This window comes from Bacillus sp. FSL K6-2861 (genome assembly GCF_038630725.1).
GTDB classification, from domain to species: Bacteria; Bacillota; Bacilli; order Bacillales; family Bacillaceae; genus Bacillus; species Bacillus velezensis.
On sequence record NZ_CP152037.1, the window covers coordinates 2,147,106 to 2,165,575 of the forward strand.

Consider the following 18,470-nt stretch of genomic DNA (forward strand, 5'->3'; position numbering starts at 1 on the left):
TCCTCCCGCTCGGTTTAGTGGAAGCTGAGTAAGTCGGCAATATCCTGCAAGGCTTCCTCAGTCAGCTCCCGATCATCAAAGTCACTGACGGTCTTCTCCGTATCGGTTTTGCTGAGGCAGTGTTCCGACAGTTTCAGGAGATAATACCGGCAGCTTTCGGACAGCCGTTCGATCGTATCTTGCCGGAAGCGCTCCGTTTCATAGGAAATGCTGACGGTCATCCGGCCTTTTGCCGCAATCGCGCTGATTTCAAGTGACTGCTCCCGTTTCCATGTATCTGTCACATCATCTCCGCCTCCCAAAGGAGAAAACTGAAACGCGTCAGGCTGTTCCGTTTCTGCCGGGTTCCCGCCGGGCGCATCGAATTGTCCGAGATAATTAAAGCTGATCTCCGGTGCTTTCCCGAAAGTCATCCCGGCAAGCTTCGGCGGTGTTAAATATTTGAGGACGCCGTATCCGTTCCCTTTATCCGGAATGCGCCGCAATGTGTCTTTGACGGTTTTCAATGTGCGAATTTCATTTTCTTCAAGAGGTTCATAAACTCCGCTCCGGAAAAGCACCGGGTAAATGGAAGTGAACCACCCCACTGTCCTGCTGATGTCCGCACCTGCCTGCTCCGATTGGCGTCCGTGTCCTTCAAGGGCGATTTTCAAAGCGTGCCGCGGCGACCACTTTTGAATGGCAAGCACGGCGGAAGCCAAAAGCACATCTTGCGTATCCGTATTGTAGGCACTGTGCACATCTTTCAACAGGGCGTCCGTTTCACTTTCTGTCAGAGTGAAGGATACCGTGTTCCGTTTTTTTGCAGGAGTTTGAGATAAATCTGCCTGTTCGTAAGGAAGACTTTCTGTTTCATAGTGTTCAATCTCCCGCCAATACTCCGCCTGCTGAAGAAGCTGTTTACTTTCGGCATAATCGGCCAGCTGCTCCGTATATGTTTTGAATGACATGGTTTTCGGAGGGAGTTTGATTTCCTGTCCAGAGATGGCCTGTTCATAAGCAGAAGCCAAATCTTCCAATAAAATCCGCCATGATATCCCGTCGACAGCGAGATGATGGACCGTCAGAAACAAGTAATCTTCTGCTTCAGAGCGGAACAGCCCCGCCTGTACCAGCGGCCCGTTCTCTAAATCCATGTTTCTCTGAAGCTCTGCGACGCGGCGTTTTACAAAACGTTCCTTCTCATGCTCATTGCCTTCCATTTCTAATATGGTCAGGCTGTAAAGCTGCTCATCTGCGAGGTCAGCCGGTCTGTTGAAGAGGAGAAGACCTTTCTCTTCGTCTTTTTTGCAGACAAGGCGCAAGGCATCATGATGAACGGTAATGGCTTTTAACGTTTTCCTCAGAGCCTCTTCATCTATTGAATTTGCTCTCGTCAGCATGACAGACTGGTTAAAATGATTTGCTTCCTTCATGTCTTGTGTGAAGAACCATTTGTGAATCGGCGACCACTTCACTTCTCCTTCTGCAGGAGCTTGGCTGACCGGCTGCCGCTCTGTACGGACATAAGGCGCCAGCTCCCTAATTGTCGGCCGGCTGAAAATATCTTTTACAGCGATCTGTTTTCCTGCCTGATGTAATCGGGCTGATACTTGCAGGGCTTTGATGGAATCGCCGCCCAGTTCAAAAAATGATTGATCCGCGGCAATGTTTTCAGTTCCGAGCACTTCGCTCCAAATCGCGGAAAGTTCTTTTTCTATGTCGCTTTCAGGCTCGGTAAATGCCCGTCCGGTGTGCGCTTTTTTCCGCGGCTCAGGAAGCGCGCGGCGGTCAAGCTTCCCGTTCGGTGTGACAGGCAGGGCTTCAAGTGTTTCAAAGAACGCCGGCACCATATAAGCGGGCATTTCATTTCTGAGTGCTTGCTGCACAGTTTCACTTTCTGTTCCTTCTTCTGTCACGATATAAGCGCATAGTTCCGTTTGGCCTGCTGATGCGGGCAGAGCGGTGACGGCTGCTTCTTTGACACCTTTTATGCCTGTTAAGGCGGATTCAATTTCTTTCAGTTCCACCCGGTAGCCTCTGATTTTGACTTGCTCGTCTATTCGGCCGATATATTGCAGCGTGCCGTCCGGCAGCCATTTTGCCAGGTCGCCCGTGCGGTACATGCGCCGGTTCTTCTGGAACGGGTCTTGGACAAAGGCTTGGGCCGTTTGCTTAGGAAGATTGCGGTACCCTCTTGCAAGGCCGGAACCCGAGATGCAAAGTTCTCCCGTTACACCGATCGGCTGCGGATGATCTCCGTTTAAAATATAAACGTGTGAATGCTCAATCGGACGGCCGATCGTGATGTTCTCACTTTGTTCTATATGTCTTGCCGCTGTAGTGGCGACGCTGTTTTCCGTCGGGCCGTACTCATTGGCAAGCTCCGTGTGTGGACAAACTGATAAACTGCGGCTGATAATGTTTTGGTCGACGGCTTCTCCGGCTAATGTGACAATTCTGAGAGACTCTGCATCCCCCGGCTCCAGTACGTCAAGCAGTGTACGGTACAGTACGGGAACAATGATCATGTGAGTGATGCGGTAAGATGCAAGATAGTGTTTAATAGCAAGAATATCTCTTGCTTCATCTTCGGCTAAAACGGCCGCTTTCGCACCGGAAATCAGCGGTGTGAACATGCTTGTTACAAACCCGTCAAATGAAAATGAAAAGAGCTGAAGAATCGTATCTTTCTCATTCAGATCATAAAATCCGCTTCGCCATTGAAGGGTTTGGCTGACGGATCGATGTTCGACCATAACCCCTTTCGGCCTGCCTGTCGTTCCCGATGTATAAATGATGTAAGCCAAATCTTCCGGTCCTGATAATGACTGGACCGGCGAAGCATCCTGTTCTTGGATATCCTCCAGTGCGAGCACTTCACCGTTAAAACGATCAGGCACTTGTTCTATCGCACCGTGTGCGGTAAGGAGAAGCGCTGTGCCGCTGTCTGAGATGATATATTGCTTGCGTTCCTCCGGATATTCAGGATCTATCGGGACGTAGGCTCCTCCGGCTTTCCAAACCCCGAAGACTGCCGCTACTTGTTCCGGCGATCTTGGTATCACAATGCCGACGGCTGCATCAGGTCCGATCTGCCGTTTTTGCAGGGCTCTGGCGATTTTATTCGACCAGTCATCTAATTCTTTGTATGTGATCAATGTTTCCCCGCTGATAAGGGCCGCGGCATCAGGTGTTTTTCGCGCCTGGGTGATGAACAGTTCATGAACTGTTTTTTCAGGCAGCTGTTGATCCGTCATGCCGTTAAAGTCCGAAAGAATCCGGTTCCGTTCCGGAGCAGTCAGCATGCTGATCGCTTGTAAAGAAGTTTCCGGTTCACGGACAATGTGTTCAAGCATCGTCATAAAGTGGGAAGCCCAGCGCTGCATTGTTTCTCTCCGGAATAAAGACGCTGCATATTCAAACAGAAAATGAATCTGTCCCCCGCCTTCAGAAGCCTGCAAAGTGACATCAAATTTGGAAACCGGACGGGACACGTCCGCAGGCTGAATATGCAAACCGTCCAACAGCAGTTCCTCATGCTCTATATTCTGGACGACAAGCATGGCGTCAAACAGCGGATTGCGGCTTGTGTCCCGCTGCACGCCGATCCGTTCCACAAGCTCTTCAAACGGGTAGTCCTGATGCTCATACGCTTCAAGCGCGGCTTGGCGGACTTCCGTCAAGTAATCGGTAAACCGTTTGTCTCCTTTCGGCTCCGTTCTGATGGCCAGCGTGTTGACGAACATGCCGAGAATCGGTTCAAGGTCTTTGTGCGGACGCCCGGCAATCGGGGAGCCGACGATGATGTCTTCCTGCCCGCTCAATCTCGCGAGTAACGTATTGTACGCGGCGAGAAGCACCATATACAAAGTGGAGCCGTGATCCCGGGCGATGCGGTGAAGGCCGGATGCCGTTTCAGCGTCAAGCGCGCACGATACGCTGCCGCCCGCAAAGCTTCTGACAGCCGGACGGGGCTTGTCAGCCGGAAGCTCAAGCACCGGAAGCTCTCCTTCAAGCCGCTTCAGCCAATAAGCTTCCTGCTTCTGGTACCCTTTTTTCTCCTGAAATGACCGCTGCCAGACGGCATAGTCTTTATATTGAAGGCGCATCGGCGCAAGCGAACGGCCTGCGTACAGCTCGCCGAATTCTTTAATCAAGGTGTTGACGGACACACCGTCAGAAATAATATGATGCATATCCGTTAATAAAAGATGACGTTCGTCTGATTCTTTCACGAGGGCCGCACGGAAGAGCGGCGCTTCCTCCAGACAAAACGGCCGGACGAATGCGTCAGCTGACTCGGCCTCATCCAGCTGAAACGGCACGCTGTCATGGATGCGCTGCACCGGTTCGCCGTCAGGCCCCGTTTCAAAGGACGTTCTGAGCGACTCATGCCGCTCAACAAGCTGCCGGAACGTCTCCTCCAGCCGGCCGCGGTCAAGCGGGCCCGTCAGTTCCAGCACAGCCGGCATATTGTAGCCGACACCGCCGTCTTCAAGCTGCTGGAGCACATACATCCGTTTCTGCGCCGAAGACACCGGGTAGGTGTCCTGTGTTTGCGCAGGCTGAATCGCTTCATACGGGCTTTCTTCCAAGTCCTGAATAACCGAAGCGAGCTCTTCCACCGTCGGCCGGGCGAAGATGTCCTGTAACGGCACCTGAACACCGAACTCTTTGGCGATGCGGGAGACGAGAGCCGTCGCTTTTAACGAATGGCCGCCCCGCTCAAAAAAGTGATCCCGGATGCCGACGGGGCCGTTTTTCAGCACCTCTTCCCAAAGGGCGCAAAGCTTCATTTCCGTGACGTTCCGCGGGGCGGTGTACGCTTGTCTGTCTGCCGCTCCGTCGGGAGCCGGCAGCGCGCGGCGGTCAAGTTTTCCGCTCGGCGTGACCGGCCATTCGCTCATCTCTATAAACTGAGCCGGCATCATGTAGGCCGGAAGGCGTGTCGCAAGCTCCGCCCGCACATCATCACTTTCCCGTCCTTCGATATAGGCGTAAAGCGCGGTTTCGCCGTGTTCGTTCCGGGCGGTGACCGCGGCCTCACGAACGCCGTCGATGCGCCGGATCGCCGCTTCGATTTCCCCCGGTTCAATCCGGTAGCCGCGGACTTTCACCTGTCCGTCTGAACGTCCGAGCCATTCGACTAGGCCGTCTTCTGTCCAGCGTGCGATATCGCCCGTCTGATACATGCGTTCTCCCGGGTAAAACGGATCATTGAGAAAGCGCTCCTCCGTCAGCTCAGGCCGGTTCAGATAGCCCCGAGCCACCCCTGTCCCCGCGATGTACAGCTCTCCGATACAGCCCGGCGGCAGAAGCTGTTTCTTTTGATTTAAAATATAAAGCCGCATGTTATGCCCGGAAATGCCGATCGGAACATTGTGAAATTCTTTTCCTTGCGGCAAATCAAAGTACGCCGCTTCTACTGTCGCTTCCGTCGGACCGTAGGAATTTGTCAATTCCGTTCCCGCAAGAAGGTCATGAAAACGGGAAACCAGGTGCGGGCCCAGTTGTTCGCCGCCGGCAAAAACCCTTTTTAAGCAGGTTTTTTTGATCGGCTGTTTTCTGGAATTTATATATTCCAAGAAAGCATGAAGCATGGATGGCACAAAATGAGCCGCCGTTATGCGGTTATTCTCCAATGCGTTCAGTATCATTTCAGGGTCTTTCTCGCCGCCTTGCGGAAGGAGGAAAACAGAAGCTCCCGCGATCGGCCACCAAAACAGCTCCCAAATCGAAGCGTCGAAAGAGTATGATGTTTTATGCAAAATGATGTCAGAATCACTTAATCCATAACGCGTTTGCAGTGAGTATAAAAAGTTTACGGCTGACCGATGTTCAACCTGCACGCCTTTTGGGCGTCCCGTAGAACCGGATGTATAGATGATATAAGCCAATGAATCAGGTTTTACCGGAACGTTAGGGTTGGCCGCAGCTTCAGGGTTTCCTGTTTGTCCGCTTTTCAGAGAGATCGTTTCTCCCTCAAAAAGATCTGGTGCGAAAAGTTCTGGTTCTGCCAGTAAGAATTTCACGCCGCTGTCTTTCAGTAAAAAGCGAATCCGCTCTTCCGGGTAATCCGGATCAATCGGCAGATATGCACCGCCTGCTTTTAAGACAGCGTAAATGCCGATCATCATGTCAGGAGAACGTCGGCCCATAATGGCAGTTTTATCCTCCAGCCTTATCCCGCGCTTGATCAGCTGGTGCGCAAGCTCGTTTGCCCTTTCGTTCAGTTCCTGATACGTAATCGAAATGTCATCAGTTAAAATTGCCGGACGGTCCGGCGTTTTTTCCGCCTGCTGTTCCAGCAGATCATGAAGAGACTGATGAAGCGGAAACGCTGTTTTCTGCAAGGGGCTGAAATCTTGAAGCAGAGACGCTTCTTCTTTTTCTGTCAAAACAGAAATATCGTCTAATTCCAGGCCCGGATCAGCCGCGGCGTTTTCGGCAAGTGTCGTAAAAAATCCCGCCCATTTTTGAATCGTTTTTCTCTTAAACAAATCGGTGCTGTATTCAAACTGGCAGTATAATTCACCGGCGTTTTCAGAGATGTACAGCGATAAGTCAAATTTAGAAATCGGCAGGCTGACGTCTGCCGGCTGCAGTTCAAGTCCGGCTGCCCTAAGCTTCTGCTGTTCCATATTTTGCAGCGCAAATGTTGTGTCAAACAGCGGATTTCGGGACATGTCACGCGGCACACCGAGCTTATCGACGAGCTCTTCTAACGGGTAATCCTGATGTTCGTAAGCCTCAAGCGCTGTTTGGCGAATTTCCTTTAAATATTCTTTGAATGTCATGCTTCCGTCGGGACGCGTCCTGAAAGCAAGCGTATTGACAAACATGCCCAGAACGGCGTCAAGGTCGGCATGAGGCCTTCCTGCAATCGGAGACCCGACAATCATATCTTCCTGTCCGCTTAAACGGGCTAACAGAACTGTGTACACACCAAGCAGCGTCATATACAGTGTGCATTTGTTTTCTTTCGCCAGCTTTTTCAACTGAGCTGTATGTTTTTCATTGATGACAAATGACACCCTGTCTCCGGAAAAGCTCCGCACCGGGGGACGCGGCTTATCAGCCGGCAATTCAAGCACGGGAATCTCACCGGCAAGCCGGTTCAGCCAGTACTCCTCTTGTTTCCGATATGCGGCGCCCGCCATAAATGATTGCTGCCAGACGGCATAATCTTTGTATTGAATCCGTAACGGCGGCAGACTTCTCTCAGCATACAGCTCACTGAATTCACGTATCAAAAGATTGACGGATACGCCGTCTGAAATAATATGATGCATGTCAGCTAAAAGCAGATGCCGGTCTTTTTCTATTTGGACAAATCCCGCCCGGAAAAGGGGCGCTTTGCCGAGATCGAACGGCCGGATAAACGCTTCGGCTGATTGTTCTTTTGTAAATGCAAACGGCACGTCGTCATGAATCCTCTGCACGGGCAGGCCGTTTTTTTCTTCAAAGGACGTTCTGAGCGGTTCGTGCCGCCGGATCAGATCCTTGAACACGGCTTCCATCCTGTCTCGGTCAAACGGCCCCTTCACCTCTAAAACGGCTGGAATGTTATAGCTGACACCGCCATTTTCAAGCTGGTGAAGGACGTACATCCGTTTTTGGGCGGATGAGACAGGATATGTTTCTTTCATTTCTGTCTTTTCTATGGATGCGAACGGGTTCTCTTCTGCTTCACTGATGATTTTGGCGAGTTCTTCTACAGTCGGATGGCTGAAGACATCGCTCAGCGGGATTTGCACACTGCACTCTTTAGCTATTTTTGCAACGAGTGCCGTCGCCTTTAATGAATGGCCGCCAAGCTCGAAAAAGTGATCGTGAACGCCGATCGGGCCGCTTTGAAGCACTTCTTCCCATATGCGGGTAAGCTTCAGCTCCGTCACATTCCGGGGAGCTGTATATTGACGGCCCGCTGCGTACGCCGAAGCTTCCGGAAGGGCCCGCTGATCGACTTTTCCGTTCGCAGTGAGCGGAATCGAGTCAACAAAAGCCCATTTGACCGGAATCATATAATCAGGCAGCTCTTTCGCCAAATCTCTTCGCAGCTGAGAAGGATCAGTCGCTTGTGAGACGCTGCAGTAGGCGCATAATTCATTTTCGCCCGACTCATTCGTTTGAATCAGAACAGCAGCTTCTTTCACGGCATGATGATTTGCCAGGACAGTTTCAATTTCCTTCGGTTCAATCCGGTACCCTCTGATCTTCACTTGATCATCTGTCCGGCCGATGTATTCAATTTGGCCGTCCGCACGCAGTCTTGCCAAATCTCCGGTCCGGTACATGACGGCGTCCGTTCTGAACGGATCCGGCAAAAATTTCTCTTCGGTCAGCGCCGGATTGTTCACATAGCCTCTTCCTGTATTCGCGCCGGAAATATACAATTCTCCCGCAATTCCGAGAGGCTGAAGCTGCCTATTTTTGCTGAGAATATACATCTTGTTATGATGGATCGGTTTCCCGATCGGCGGATGTTCAGGTATGTCATCTCCCGCAGAAATCGTATACGTTGAAACCACATGAGTTTCTGACGGGCCGTAATGATTATGCAGATGCATACCGTGTAAACGGAGCGTCTGCCTGAACAAACGCGAAACGGTCAGCTGCTCCCCGGCCGTAATGACATGCTTCACACAGCGGGGAAAAGACTGTGCATAACCTTCTTCATTGAAAAGCATTTTGACAAACGCAGTCGGGAAAAACACAACTTCCGTGTTGTGCTGATCAATAAACGAAAACAGCTGAGAAACGTCTCGTTTGATTGATTCCGGCACGATACAAAGGGTGCCGCCGCTCAAGAGTACTGAAAATAACTCCTGATAGCAGACGTCAAACGCAACAGATGCGTACTGCAGCACATTTGTGCAAAAATCAATGTCTGTGTTCGTCAATTGGTGAGAAAGCAGGTTGGCCATATTTTTATGTTCGAGCAGCACACCCTTCGGTTTCCCTGTCGTTCCCGATGTATAAATCATATAAAGGAGGTCGTCTGCCGTATTAATGGATTGCACATTGCTTCCGTCCGCTTCCGTCCCGGCGTCTTCTATGTATGTAACTTGCAGCGTTTGTTCCGCGGGCACTGACTGATGCCGCTCTGTTACAACATGGACGCAGCCGCTGTTTTCAATGACATATCGGATACGCTCCTTTGGACTGCCCGGATCTATCGGGACAAAGGCGCCGCCCGCTTTTATAATACCGAGAACAGCCGCCGCTAAAGAAGGGGAACGGCCGAGAATGACGCCTGCCGGTTCCTCCCGCTTTAATCCGCGCTTTTGCAGCAGGCGGGCCAGCTTATTAGCCGATTCGTTCAGCTCTTTGTACGTCACTGACTCACCTTCATACCGAATCGCGATTTGATCTGGTGTTTTTGCAACCTGCCGTTCAAACATTGCATGAACCGTGTCATATTCAGGCTTTTCGGTCTCTTCAGAAATCGGCGCAAGCAGCTGCGCTTTTTCCCCTGGAGTGATGATTGCAAGCTTGTCCGGCGTGATGTCCGGTTTGTCGAGAACTTGGGAGACGATATGTGCCAAATGGCCTTTGATATTTTCAATAAATTGGCGGTCATACACGCTTGAATCGTATCTCATTTTCAAATGAATCTCGTCACCCGGCGCCACCATCAGGTAAAAACTGTAGTTGGTTTCGTCTTCCATGCTGAAATCATGGATGTGAAAAAGGTCTTTCGTGTCCCCCTTGCTGTTCAGCACATCAAGCTCCTGTTCAACCGGATAATTCTCAAAGACAAGAATATGATCAATTAAGCCTTGTTTTACCTGTGAATTCGCCTGTATGTCATAAAGCGGGTGATAGCTGTAAGCCTGTCCTTTCAAAGCGTCCTTTTGCACGTTTTTGATCAGCTTTTGAAACGGGATGTTTGCCCCGCTGATCCGGACAGGCACGGTATTAATAAACAGGCCGATCATTCGCTCGATGCCTTCGATTTCAGACGGCCTTCCGGAAATGACAGAACCAAAAACCGCATCTTCTGTCTGGTTATACGCCTGAAGCAAAATGCCCCAGAGCGTGTGGAAAATGGTGCTCAGCGTGACCTCTTCTTTTACGGCCAGCTCTTTCAGCTTAGCCGTGTCCTCTTTTGAAAAGGAAAACGTCACTTCCTCTTGTCTGCTTTCGCCGGCTTTTTTCTGCTTCGGCAGAACAGTCTGCTGCTCAAAGCCTTCAAGGTACCGCTCCCAGTACGAAGCGGCTTTTTCTTTATCTTGCTCCATCAGCCACTTGATGTAGGTCCCGTACGGCACAGCGGGCTCAAGCGTTAACGGTGTCCGGCGGAGCCGCGAGGCGTATATCTGGAAGAACTCTTTCAGCACGATTCCGAGACACCAGCCATCCATAATGATGTGATGGAAACTCCATATGCACGTATATTCACATTCACCGGTTTGAAGCAGCGTCACCCGCATCAGCATGTCTTTTTGCAGATGAAATCCTTTCTTACGGTCTCTTCGTTTGGCTTCTTCAATATGCTTGATTTGATCAGCCTTGTTTAAATTGGTGAGATTTTCCTCAATGATGCTGACGTTCCGCTCTTTTAATACGACCTGCTGCGGCACTGACACGTTCTGGCTGATAAAGATCGTTCTGAAAATATCATGTCTTTCGAAAAGGGCATGAACGCTCTCTTCAAACACGCAGGTGTCAACCTTCCCCGTTATTGAAAAGGAGGCCTGCTCGGCGTAAGCCTGTGATTCCTTTTGCAGGAGGGAATGAAAAAGCATTCCTTCCTGCATATAAGACAGCGGATAAATATCCTGAATTGCATTCTTTTTTGTCATGTTATAATCTCCCCGTCGCCTTTTTCTACAGTTCCTCGACAAAACTCGCTATGCTGTCCAAATCATCAGATGTTAACGTTTTGCTGCTAAAATCACTAACGGTTTTTTCTGCTTCCTCTTTGCCGGTGCAGTGCGCCATAATATCACGCAAATATTGCTGTAAAGTTTGCAGCAGCTGTTCCATCGTTTCTTTGCGGAAGCGGCTCGGCGGATAGCTCAAACTGAAGTGAAGTTTGTTTTGTGCGGCCATCGCGCTCATTTCCACCGCTTGTTCCCGCTGCCATGTCGGCGTGATGTCGTGCCCGCTTGCAAGACCGGACAGACTGAACGTGTGCTGATCTTCTGTATCATTGAATTGCCCTAAATAGTTAAAGCTGATTTCAGGCGCTTGTCTGAAGCGGATTGTTTTTTGTTCAGGCGGTGTCATGTATTTTAAAATGCCGTAGCCTATTCCTTTATCCGGTATTCTTCCGAGTGTGTCTTTGACCGTTTTTACCGACGTTCCAAGCTCAGCGCCTGCTGTGTTCAAGTCAATGAGCACCGGATACATGGAGGTAAACCAGCCTACGGTGCGGCTGATGTCGAGCTCCGGCATGATGTGCTCTCTCCCGTGCCCTTCCATCGCGATGCGCAGTCTGCCGCCCCCTGTCCAGTCCCGTAAAGCCAAAGCTGCGGCAGTCACAAGAATATCTTGCGTATCGGTATGGTAGGCCCGGTTGACCTGCTGAAGCAAAACGGACGTTTCTTCTTCTGTAAGCGTAAAGCTTACCGTTTGCCGAATGCTGTCGGCTCCCGTCTGATGCTGCGGTTTTTCATAAGGAAGTTCGGCGGCTGTTTCTTCTTCAATAAAACGCCAATATTCTTCTTCACGCATCAGCTTGCTGCTTTTTGCGTATTCTGAAAGCCTTTCAGCGTATTGCTTAAACGAATCGGTTTTTGGCGGAAGCTGAACCGGCTGACCTTTTACGGCTTGAGTGTAAGCAGCTGATAAATCCTCCAGCAAAATACGCCATGACACTCCGTCAACCGCCAGGTGATGTATGGTGATGAATAAATAATCCCCGGACCGGGTTTTGAACCAGCCGGCTTTTAATAACGGGCCTTTTTCAATATCCATCCGCTGTTGGAGCGCAGCCACTTCAGTTTCTATTTCTCTTTCCCAAGTATCTGTCTCAGACAGATCCCAAATGTCCAAGCTGTACAGTTCATCTTTTTGAATACCGTGATTGATTTGTCTGAAACTTTCGTTTTCTGCACTGACGGTGATCCGGAGTGCATCATGATGAATGACAAGATGCTCCAAGGCTTCTTTGAGCGGCTGTTTATGCAATGCGTCAGAGCTGAACATCATGACGGACTGATTGAAATGATTTCTGTTTTCCATCCGCTGTGATAAAAACCAGTGCTGAACGGGTGTCCAAGGTATGTCTCCTTCCACCGGCCGCTGATCGATGACTCTTTCCGCTTTCCGGATAAGTGGCGCGAGCTCCTTAATGGACGGATGCCGGAATAAGTCGCTTGCCGTCATTTTCCACCCATAGCGTCCGAGTCGTGCGGAAACTTGCAGCGCTTTGATTGAATCGCCGCCCAACTCAAAAAATGAGTCCTCAATCCCGACTTGTTTTGTGCCGAGCACTTCCTGCCAGATCACGGAAAGCTGTTCTTCAAGCTCATTGCGGGGAGCTGTGTACGCGGTTTGAAGCGCGAGCTCCGGTTCGGGCAGATTTTTCCGATCCAATTTACCGTTCGGCGTAAGCGGCAGCTTCTCAAGTTCCATCATATAGGCCGGAACCATGTAATTCGGCAGTTGCTTAGACAGTGAAGAACGCACTTTTTCTGTATCCATGTCCGCATGCAGACTCATATATGCGATCAGTTCTTTATTGCCGGACTGCCCGGTTCTGACTGACACGGCAGCTTCTTTCACGCCGTCCAGGCTCCTCAGTGCGGCTTCAATCTCTCCCAGCTCCACCCGATAACCGCGGATTTTCACTTGATCATCCATCCGCCCGGCATATTCGATCGTTCCGTCCGGCAGCCAGCGGGCTAAATCTCCGGTGCGGTACATCCGTTCTCCGGGAACAAAAGGATTAGGGACAAATTTTTCTTCCGTCAGCTCAGGGCGGCCAAAATATCCTCTTGCCACACCGTCTCCGCCCGTGCACAATTCGCCGATGACGCCGATCGGCTGCGGTGTTCCCCTGCTGTTTATGATATATGCGGTTGAATTTCCGACAGGGCGCCCGATCGGGATTGAATGATCGTATGATTGTTCAATCAAAAAGCAAGTCGAGAACGTCGTGTTTTCAGTCGGTCCGTATCCATTCCATACTGAGAGATGCGGCAGCGCATTCCGAACCCGGTTTACATGGCTCGGGGACAGTGCTTCCCCGCCGATAATCAATCGGGATAATCCGGAAAACACGTGTTCATTTTGTTCTGATAAATGGTTGAACAGAGACGATGTCAGCCACAGTGTCGTAATGCCGTTTTGCTGTATAAATGTTTCCAGAACATCCGAGTCGAGATAGGTTTCCTGGTCACTTACATATAAAGAAGCGCCGTTTAAGAGCGGACCGAATATTTCAAATGTCGTAACGTCAAATCCTAATGATGAAGTAAACAACAGTCTATCTTCCGGCGTAAAATCGATATAATTGCTGTTTTTCACAAGGCGGATCACGCTTCGCTGTTCAATCATGACGCCTTTTGGCGCACCTGTTGACCCGGACGTATAAATCATGTAGGCCAATGATTCAGGTCCGCCGAGCGGTTCGGGATTTTCCGAACTCAAGCCGGCCTTTGTTTGAATATCCTCTATGAATAAACGTTTTCCTGAAAGCGGCAGACCGTCAAGTTTATCAGATTGGAGAAGAATATCAGCTTTACAGTCTTTAAGCATCCATTCAGCCCGTTCCCGCGGCACATCGTCACCAATAGGCAAGTAGGCGCCTCCCGCTTTTAATATTCCGAGGATTCCGGAAGCAAGCTCTGTTGTGCGGCCGGTTAATAATGCGACAACGCTTTCCGGACCGACGCCATTTGATCGGAGAGCCGCCGCTATTCTGTTAGCCCGTTCGTTCAGCTCACGGTATGTCAAGATTTGTCCATCATATACAACTGCCCGGGCATCGGGGGTTTCTTTTGCCTGACGCTCAAATAAACGGCTGATGGTTTCGTGTCTTGGGTAATCGCTTTTCGTCTGATTAAACTGATAAATGACGCAATTTGTTTCAGCATCATCCAGTACGTGAATGTCACCAAGCGGTATCGCTTGGTTTTCAATTACTTTTGTAAGAATACGAGTAAAATAAGAAAGCCATTTTTCAATTGTCTGTTTTTGATAGATATCTGTATTGAATTCAAAATCAAAGCTGATGGAACCGTCAGACCCTTCTGACGCGTAAAGCGTGGCATCAAACTTTGCGGTTTTATGACTTGTATCCGCAGCTTGAGCCAAATGCAGTTTATTTAACACCAGGGATTCACGCTCCATATTTTGGAGCACAAACATCACATCAAACAGCGGATTGCGACTCATGTCCCGCTGCACGCCGAGCCGTTCCACCAGCTCTTCAAACGGGTAGTCCTGATGCTCATACGCCTCAAGCGCAGCCTGGCGGACTTCCGCCAAATAATCGGTGAACCGTTTGTCCCCTTTCGGCTCCGTTCTGATGGCGAGCGTGTTGACGAACATGCCGAGAATCGGTTCAAGGTCTTTGTGCGGGCGCCCGGCAATCGGCGAGCCGACGATGATGTCTTCCTGCCCGCTCAATCTCGCGAGTAGCGTATTGTACGCGGCGAGAAGCACCATATACAAAGTGGAGCCGTGATCCCGGGTGATGCGGTGAAGGCCGGATGCCGTTTCAGCGTCAAGCGTGCACGATACGCTGCCGCCCGCAAAGCTTCTGACAGCCGGACGGGGCTTGTCAGCCGGAAGCTCAAGCACCGGAAGCTCTCCTTCTAGCCGCTTCAGCCAATAGGCTTCCTGCTTCTGATACCCTTCTTTCTCCTGAAATGACCGCTGCCAGACGGCATAGTCTTTATATTGGAGGCTCATCGGCGCAAGCGAACGGCCTGCGTACAGCTCGCCGAATTCTTTAATCAAGGTGTTGACGGACACACCGTCAGAAATAATATGATGCATATCCGTTAATAAAAGATGGCGTTCGCCCGATTCTTTCACGAGGGCCGCACGGAAGAGCGGCGCTTCCTCCAGACAAAACGGCCGGACGAATGCGTCAGCTGACTCGGCCTCATCGAGCTGAAACGGTACGCTGTCATGGATGCGCTGCACCGGTTCGCCGTCAGGCCCCGTTTCAAAGGACGTTCTGAGCGACTCGTGCCGCTCCACAAGCTGCCGGAACGTCTCCTCCAGCCGGACACGGTCAAGCGGGCCCGTCAGTTCCAGCACAGCCGGCATGTTGTAGCCGACACCGCCGTCTTCAAGCTGCTGGAGCACATACATCCGTTTCTGCGCCGAAGACACCGGATAGGTGTCCTGTGTTTGCGCAGGCTGAATCGCTTCATACGGGCTTTCTTCCAAGTCCTGAATGACCGAAGCGAGCTCTTCCACCGTCGGCCGGGCGAAGATGTCCTGTAACGGCACCTGAACACCGAATTCTTTGGCGATGCGGGAGACGAGAGCCGTCGCTTTTAACGAATGGCCGCCCCGCTCAAAAAAGTGATCCCGGATGCCGACGGGGCCGTTTTTCAGCACCTCTTCCCAAAGAGCGCAAAGCTTCATTTCCGTGACGTTCCGCGGGGCGGTGTACGCCTGTCTGTCTGCCGCTCCGCCGGGAGCCGGCAGCGCGCGGCGGTCAAGCTTTCCGCTCGGCGTGACCGGCCATTCGCTCATCTCTATAAACTGAGCCGGCATCATGTAAGCCGGAAGGCGTGTCGCAAGCTCCGCCCGCACGTCATCGCTTTCCCGTCCTTCGATATAGGCGTAAAGCGCGGTTTCGCCGTGTTCGGTCCGGGCGGTGACGGCCGCCTCACGAATGCCGTCGATGCGCCGGATCGCCGCTTCGATCTCTCCCGGTTCAATCCGGTAGCCGCGGACTTTCACCTGTCCGTCTGAACGTCCGAGCCATTCGACTAGGCCCTCTTCTGTCCAGCGTGCGATATCGCCCGTCTGATACATGCGTTCTCCCGGATAAAACGGATCAACGACAAAGCGCTCCTCCGTCAGCTCAGGGCGGTTCAGATAGCCCCGGGCCACGCCGGTCCCTGCGATGTACAGCTCTCCTGCCACGCCCGCAGGCTGGATGGTTCCTCCGCTATCTAATACATACAGACGGGCACCCGGAACGGGTTTTCCGATCGGAAGCCTTGTCCGTCCGCTGTCCCGTTTTCGGTCACAGACGTAAAACGCCGCATCAACCGTCGCTTCCGTCGGTCCATAGCCGTGAATAAGCATGGTCTCCGGCAGAAGATCGGCAAACCGGGCAGCCGTAAGCGGGGAAAGAGCTTCCCCTCCGGCGAACACGCGTGTCAGTGTTCTGCCGAGGCGTGTTCTTGTTTCCGCAGGCACTGTTTCCAGCGCGTCTAAAAAGCTGTTGACCATCGCCGGAATAAAATGCGCGGTCGTCACCTTTTCTGAGGCAAACGCTTCAATCATCCGCACAGGATCTTTCTCCCAGCCGGCCGGAAGCAGATACACGGAGGCGCCGGACATCGTCCACCAAAACAATTGCCAGATGGAAGCGTCGAAAGAAAAGGATGATTTCAGCACGATAATATCCTCTTCCGTCAACGGGAACTGCCCTTGCATCCCTGATAAAAAGGCGGCGGCCTGACGGTGTTCAACAGCCACTCCCTTCGGTGTTCCCGTCGAACCGGACGTATAAATGATATAAGCGAGCGAATCGCTATCCGCTTCTTCAGAGACAGCCCCTGTCTCCGTCTTGCCTGTCAGAGCAGAAAGAGACACTTCAAGCGTCTCGCCGGAAAAACCGGAAACGGATAACCCCGGCTGTGCAAGCAGGAGACAAGCGCCGCAGTCATCGAGCATATAGCGCAGCCTGTCCTCAGGATACTCCGGGTCAAGCGGCACGTAGGCGCCGCCCGCTTTTAACACGGCAAGCACTGAAACCACCATCTCCGGCGAGCGTTCAGCGAGCACGCCGACCATGCTTTCTTTGCGGACGCCTTTTTGTCGGAGCCGAGCGGCGAGCCTGTCTGTGTACTGGTCAAGCTCGGCGTACGTCAGCATGCCGCCCGGAAAACGGAGCGCCGGACGATGCGGCGAAAGCGCGGCGCGGCGGGCAAACAGCCCGTGAAGCGTCGGAGCCGGCGGTTCAACCGCTTCTGTACGGTTAAACGCATCCAGCATATTTCTGGCTTCACACGCATCAAGCAATGCGATCTCGGAGGCGCTCATTTCAGGGTCGGAAATGACTGACTTCATCATATGCCGTAAAAATGTTTCAATATTCTTCATAAAAACACGATCGTATATACCGGTATCAAAGTTTAAGCGGATATAAAGAGAATTTCCCGGAATCACCTTTATGCTGCATCCGTAGTTTGTGACTTCCTCCATCGAGAAATCTTCTACCGCAAAATCAAATGAACCGGCCTGACTCACATTTTCAATTTCACGCTGGGCCGGCACATTTTCAAACACGATAATGTGGTCAAACAGCGCTTGCTTCAGAGGGCTTTGCGCCTGAATGTCATACAGCGGATAATAGCTGTACGCTTCTGCTTGCAGCGTCTCCTGCTGCAAATGCCTGACGAGCTCCAGAAAAGAAAATGAACCGCTTTTCACCCGCACGGGAATCGTATTAATAAACAGTCCCACCATTTTTTCCACGCCTGCGAGATCCGACGGCCGGCCGGAAACGACAGAACCGAAAACGGCGTCATCACAGCGGCTGACACGCTGGAGCAAAATGCCCCACAGTGCCTGGAACACTGTATTCAGCGTTGCTCCCGCCCTTGCCGCAATGTTCTTCAGCTCATTTGTCTGCTCTTCAGAAATGGTGAAAACCGCCTGCTCAAGTTCGCCATTTGGTTCCGCGGATTTTTTCGGAAGAGACGCCGATTGCTCAAGATCGGCAAGTCTCGTTTTCCAAAAAATCTCGGCTTCTTTACGATCCTGCTTCATGAGCCATTTAATATACTTTCCATATGGCTGAACAGGCTCGAGAGACGGGAGCCGTCCGTCTCCGAGAGATTGATAGATCATCAGAAATTCCTTCATGACAATTCCGAAGCACCAGCCGTCCATGACGATATGATGATGGCTCCAGATACAAACATAGCGTTCAGGCGCTTTTTTCAAAATGGAGACTCTCATGAGAGGGTCTGATTGCAAATCAAAGCCTTTATCTTTATCTTCTTTTCTGAACCGGTCGGCATATTTGTCTTGCGCCTTCTCGTCCAAATGAGAAATATCATGAAACTGAACGCGGCTCGGCCTGTTTTTCAACACGACTTGGCGGGGCTTCGCCACATTCTTATGAATAAATGTCGTACGGAAAATATCGTATCGTTCAAAAACAGCATCTATACTTTTTTGGAATCGTTCCCGGTCAAGCTGTCCGTTGATCGTAAACACCGCTTGTTCGAAGTAGGCTCTTGAGTCATGATCCAACAGAGAATGAAAAAGCATGCCCTCCTGCATAAAAGATAAAGGATATATATCTTGTATTTCCGGTTGCTGCCCCATTGCGC

2 protein-coding genes are annotated in these 18,470 nt (G+C 51.3%); both read right to left on the reverse strand.

All coding sequences use genetic code 11. The features are described from left to right. Positions 1-14: 14 nt before the first annotated feature. Positions 15-10,790: an amino acid adenylation domain-containing protein gene (locus NYE62_RS10550; protein WP_342496926.1), complete on the reverse strand. Its 10,776-nt coding sequence runs from the start codon at positions 10,788-10,790 to the stop codon at positions 15-17. A gap of 25 nt (positions 10,791-10,815) precedes the next feature. Beyond that, a complete protein-coding gene (locus NYE62_RS10555) occupies positions 10,816-18,465 on the reverse strand; it encodes an amino acid adenylation domain-containing protein (protein ID WP_342496927.1) in 7,650 nt (2,549 codons plus the stop codon). Between the last annotated feature and the right edge of the window lie 5 nt (positions 18,466-18,470).

What these genes read in the sequence shown, in the direction of transcription:
- NYE62_RS10550 (WP_342496926.1), bottom strand. Translation starts at nt 10,790, where the DNA reads ATGACAAAAAAGAATGCAATTCAGGATATTTATCCGCTGTCTTATATG.
- NYE62_RS10555 (WP_342496927.1), bottom strand. Translation starts at nt 18,465, where the DNA reads ATGGGGCAGCAACCGGAAATACAAGATATATATCCTTTATCTTTTATG.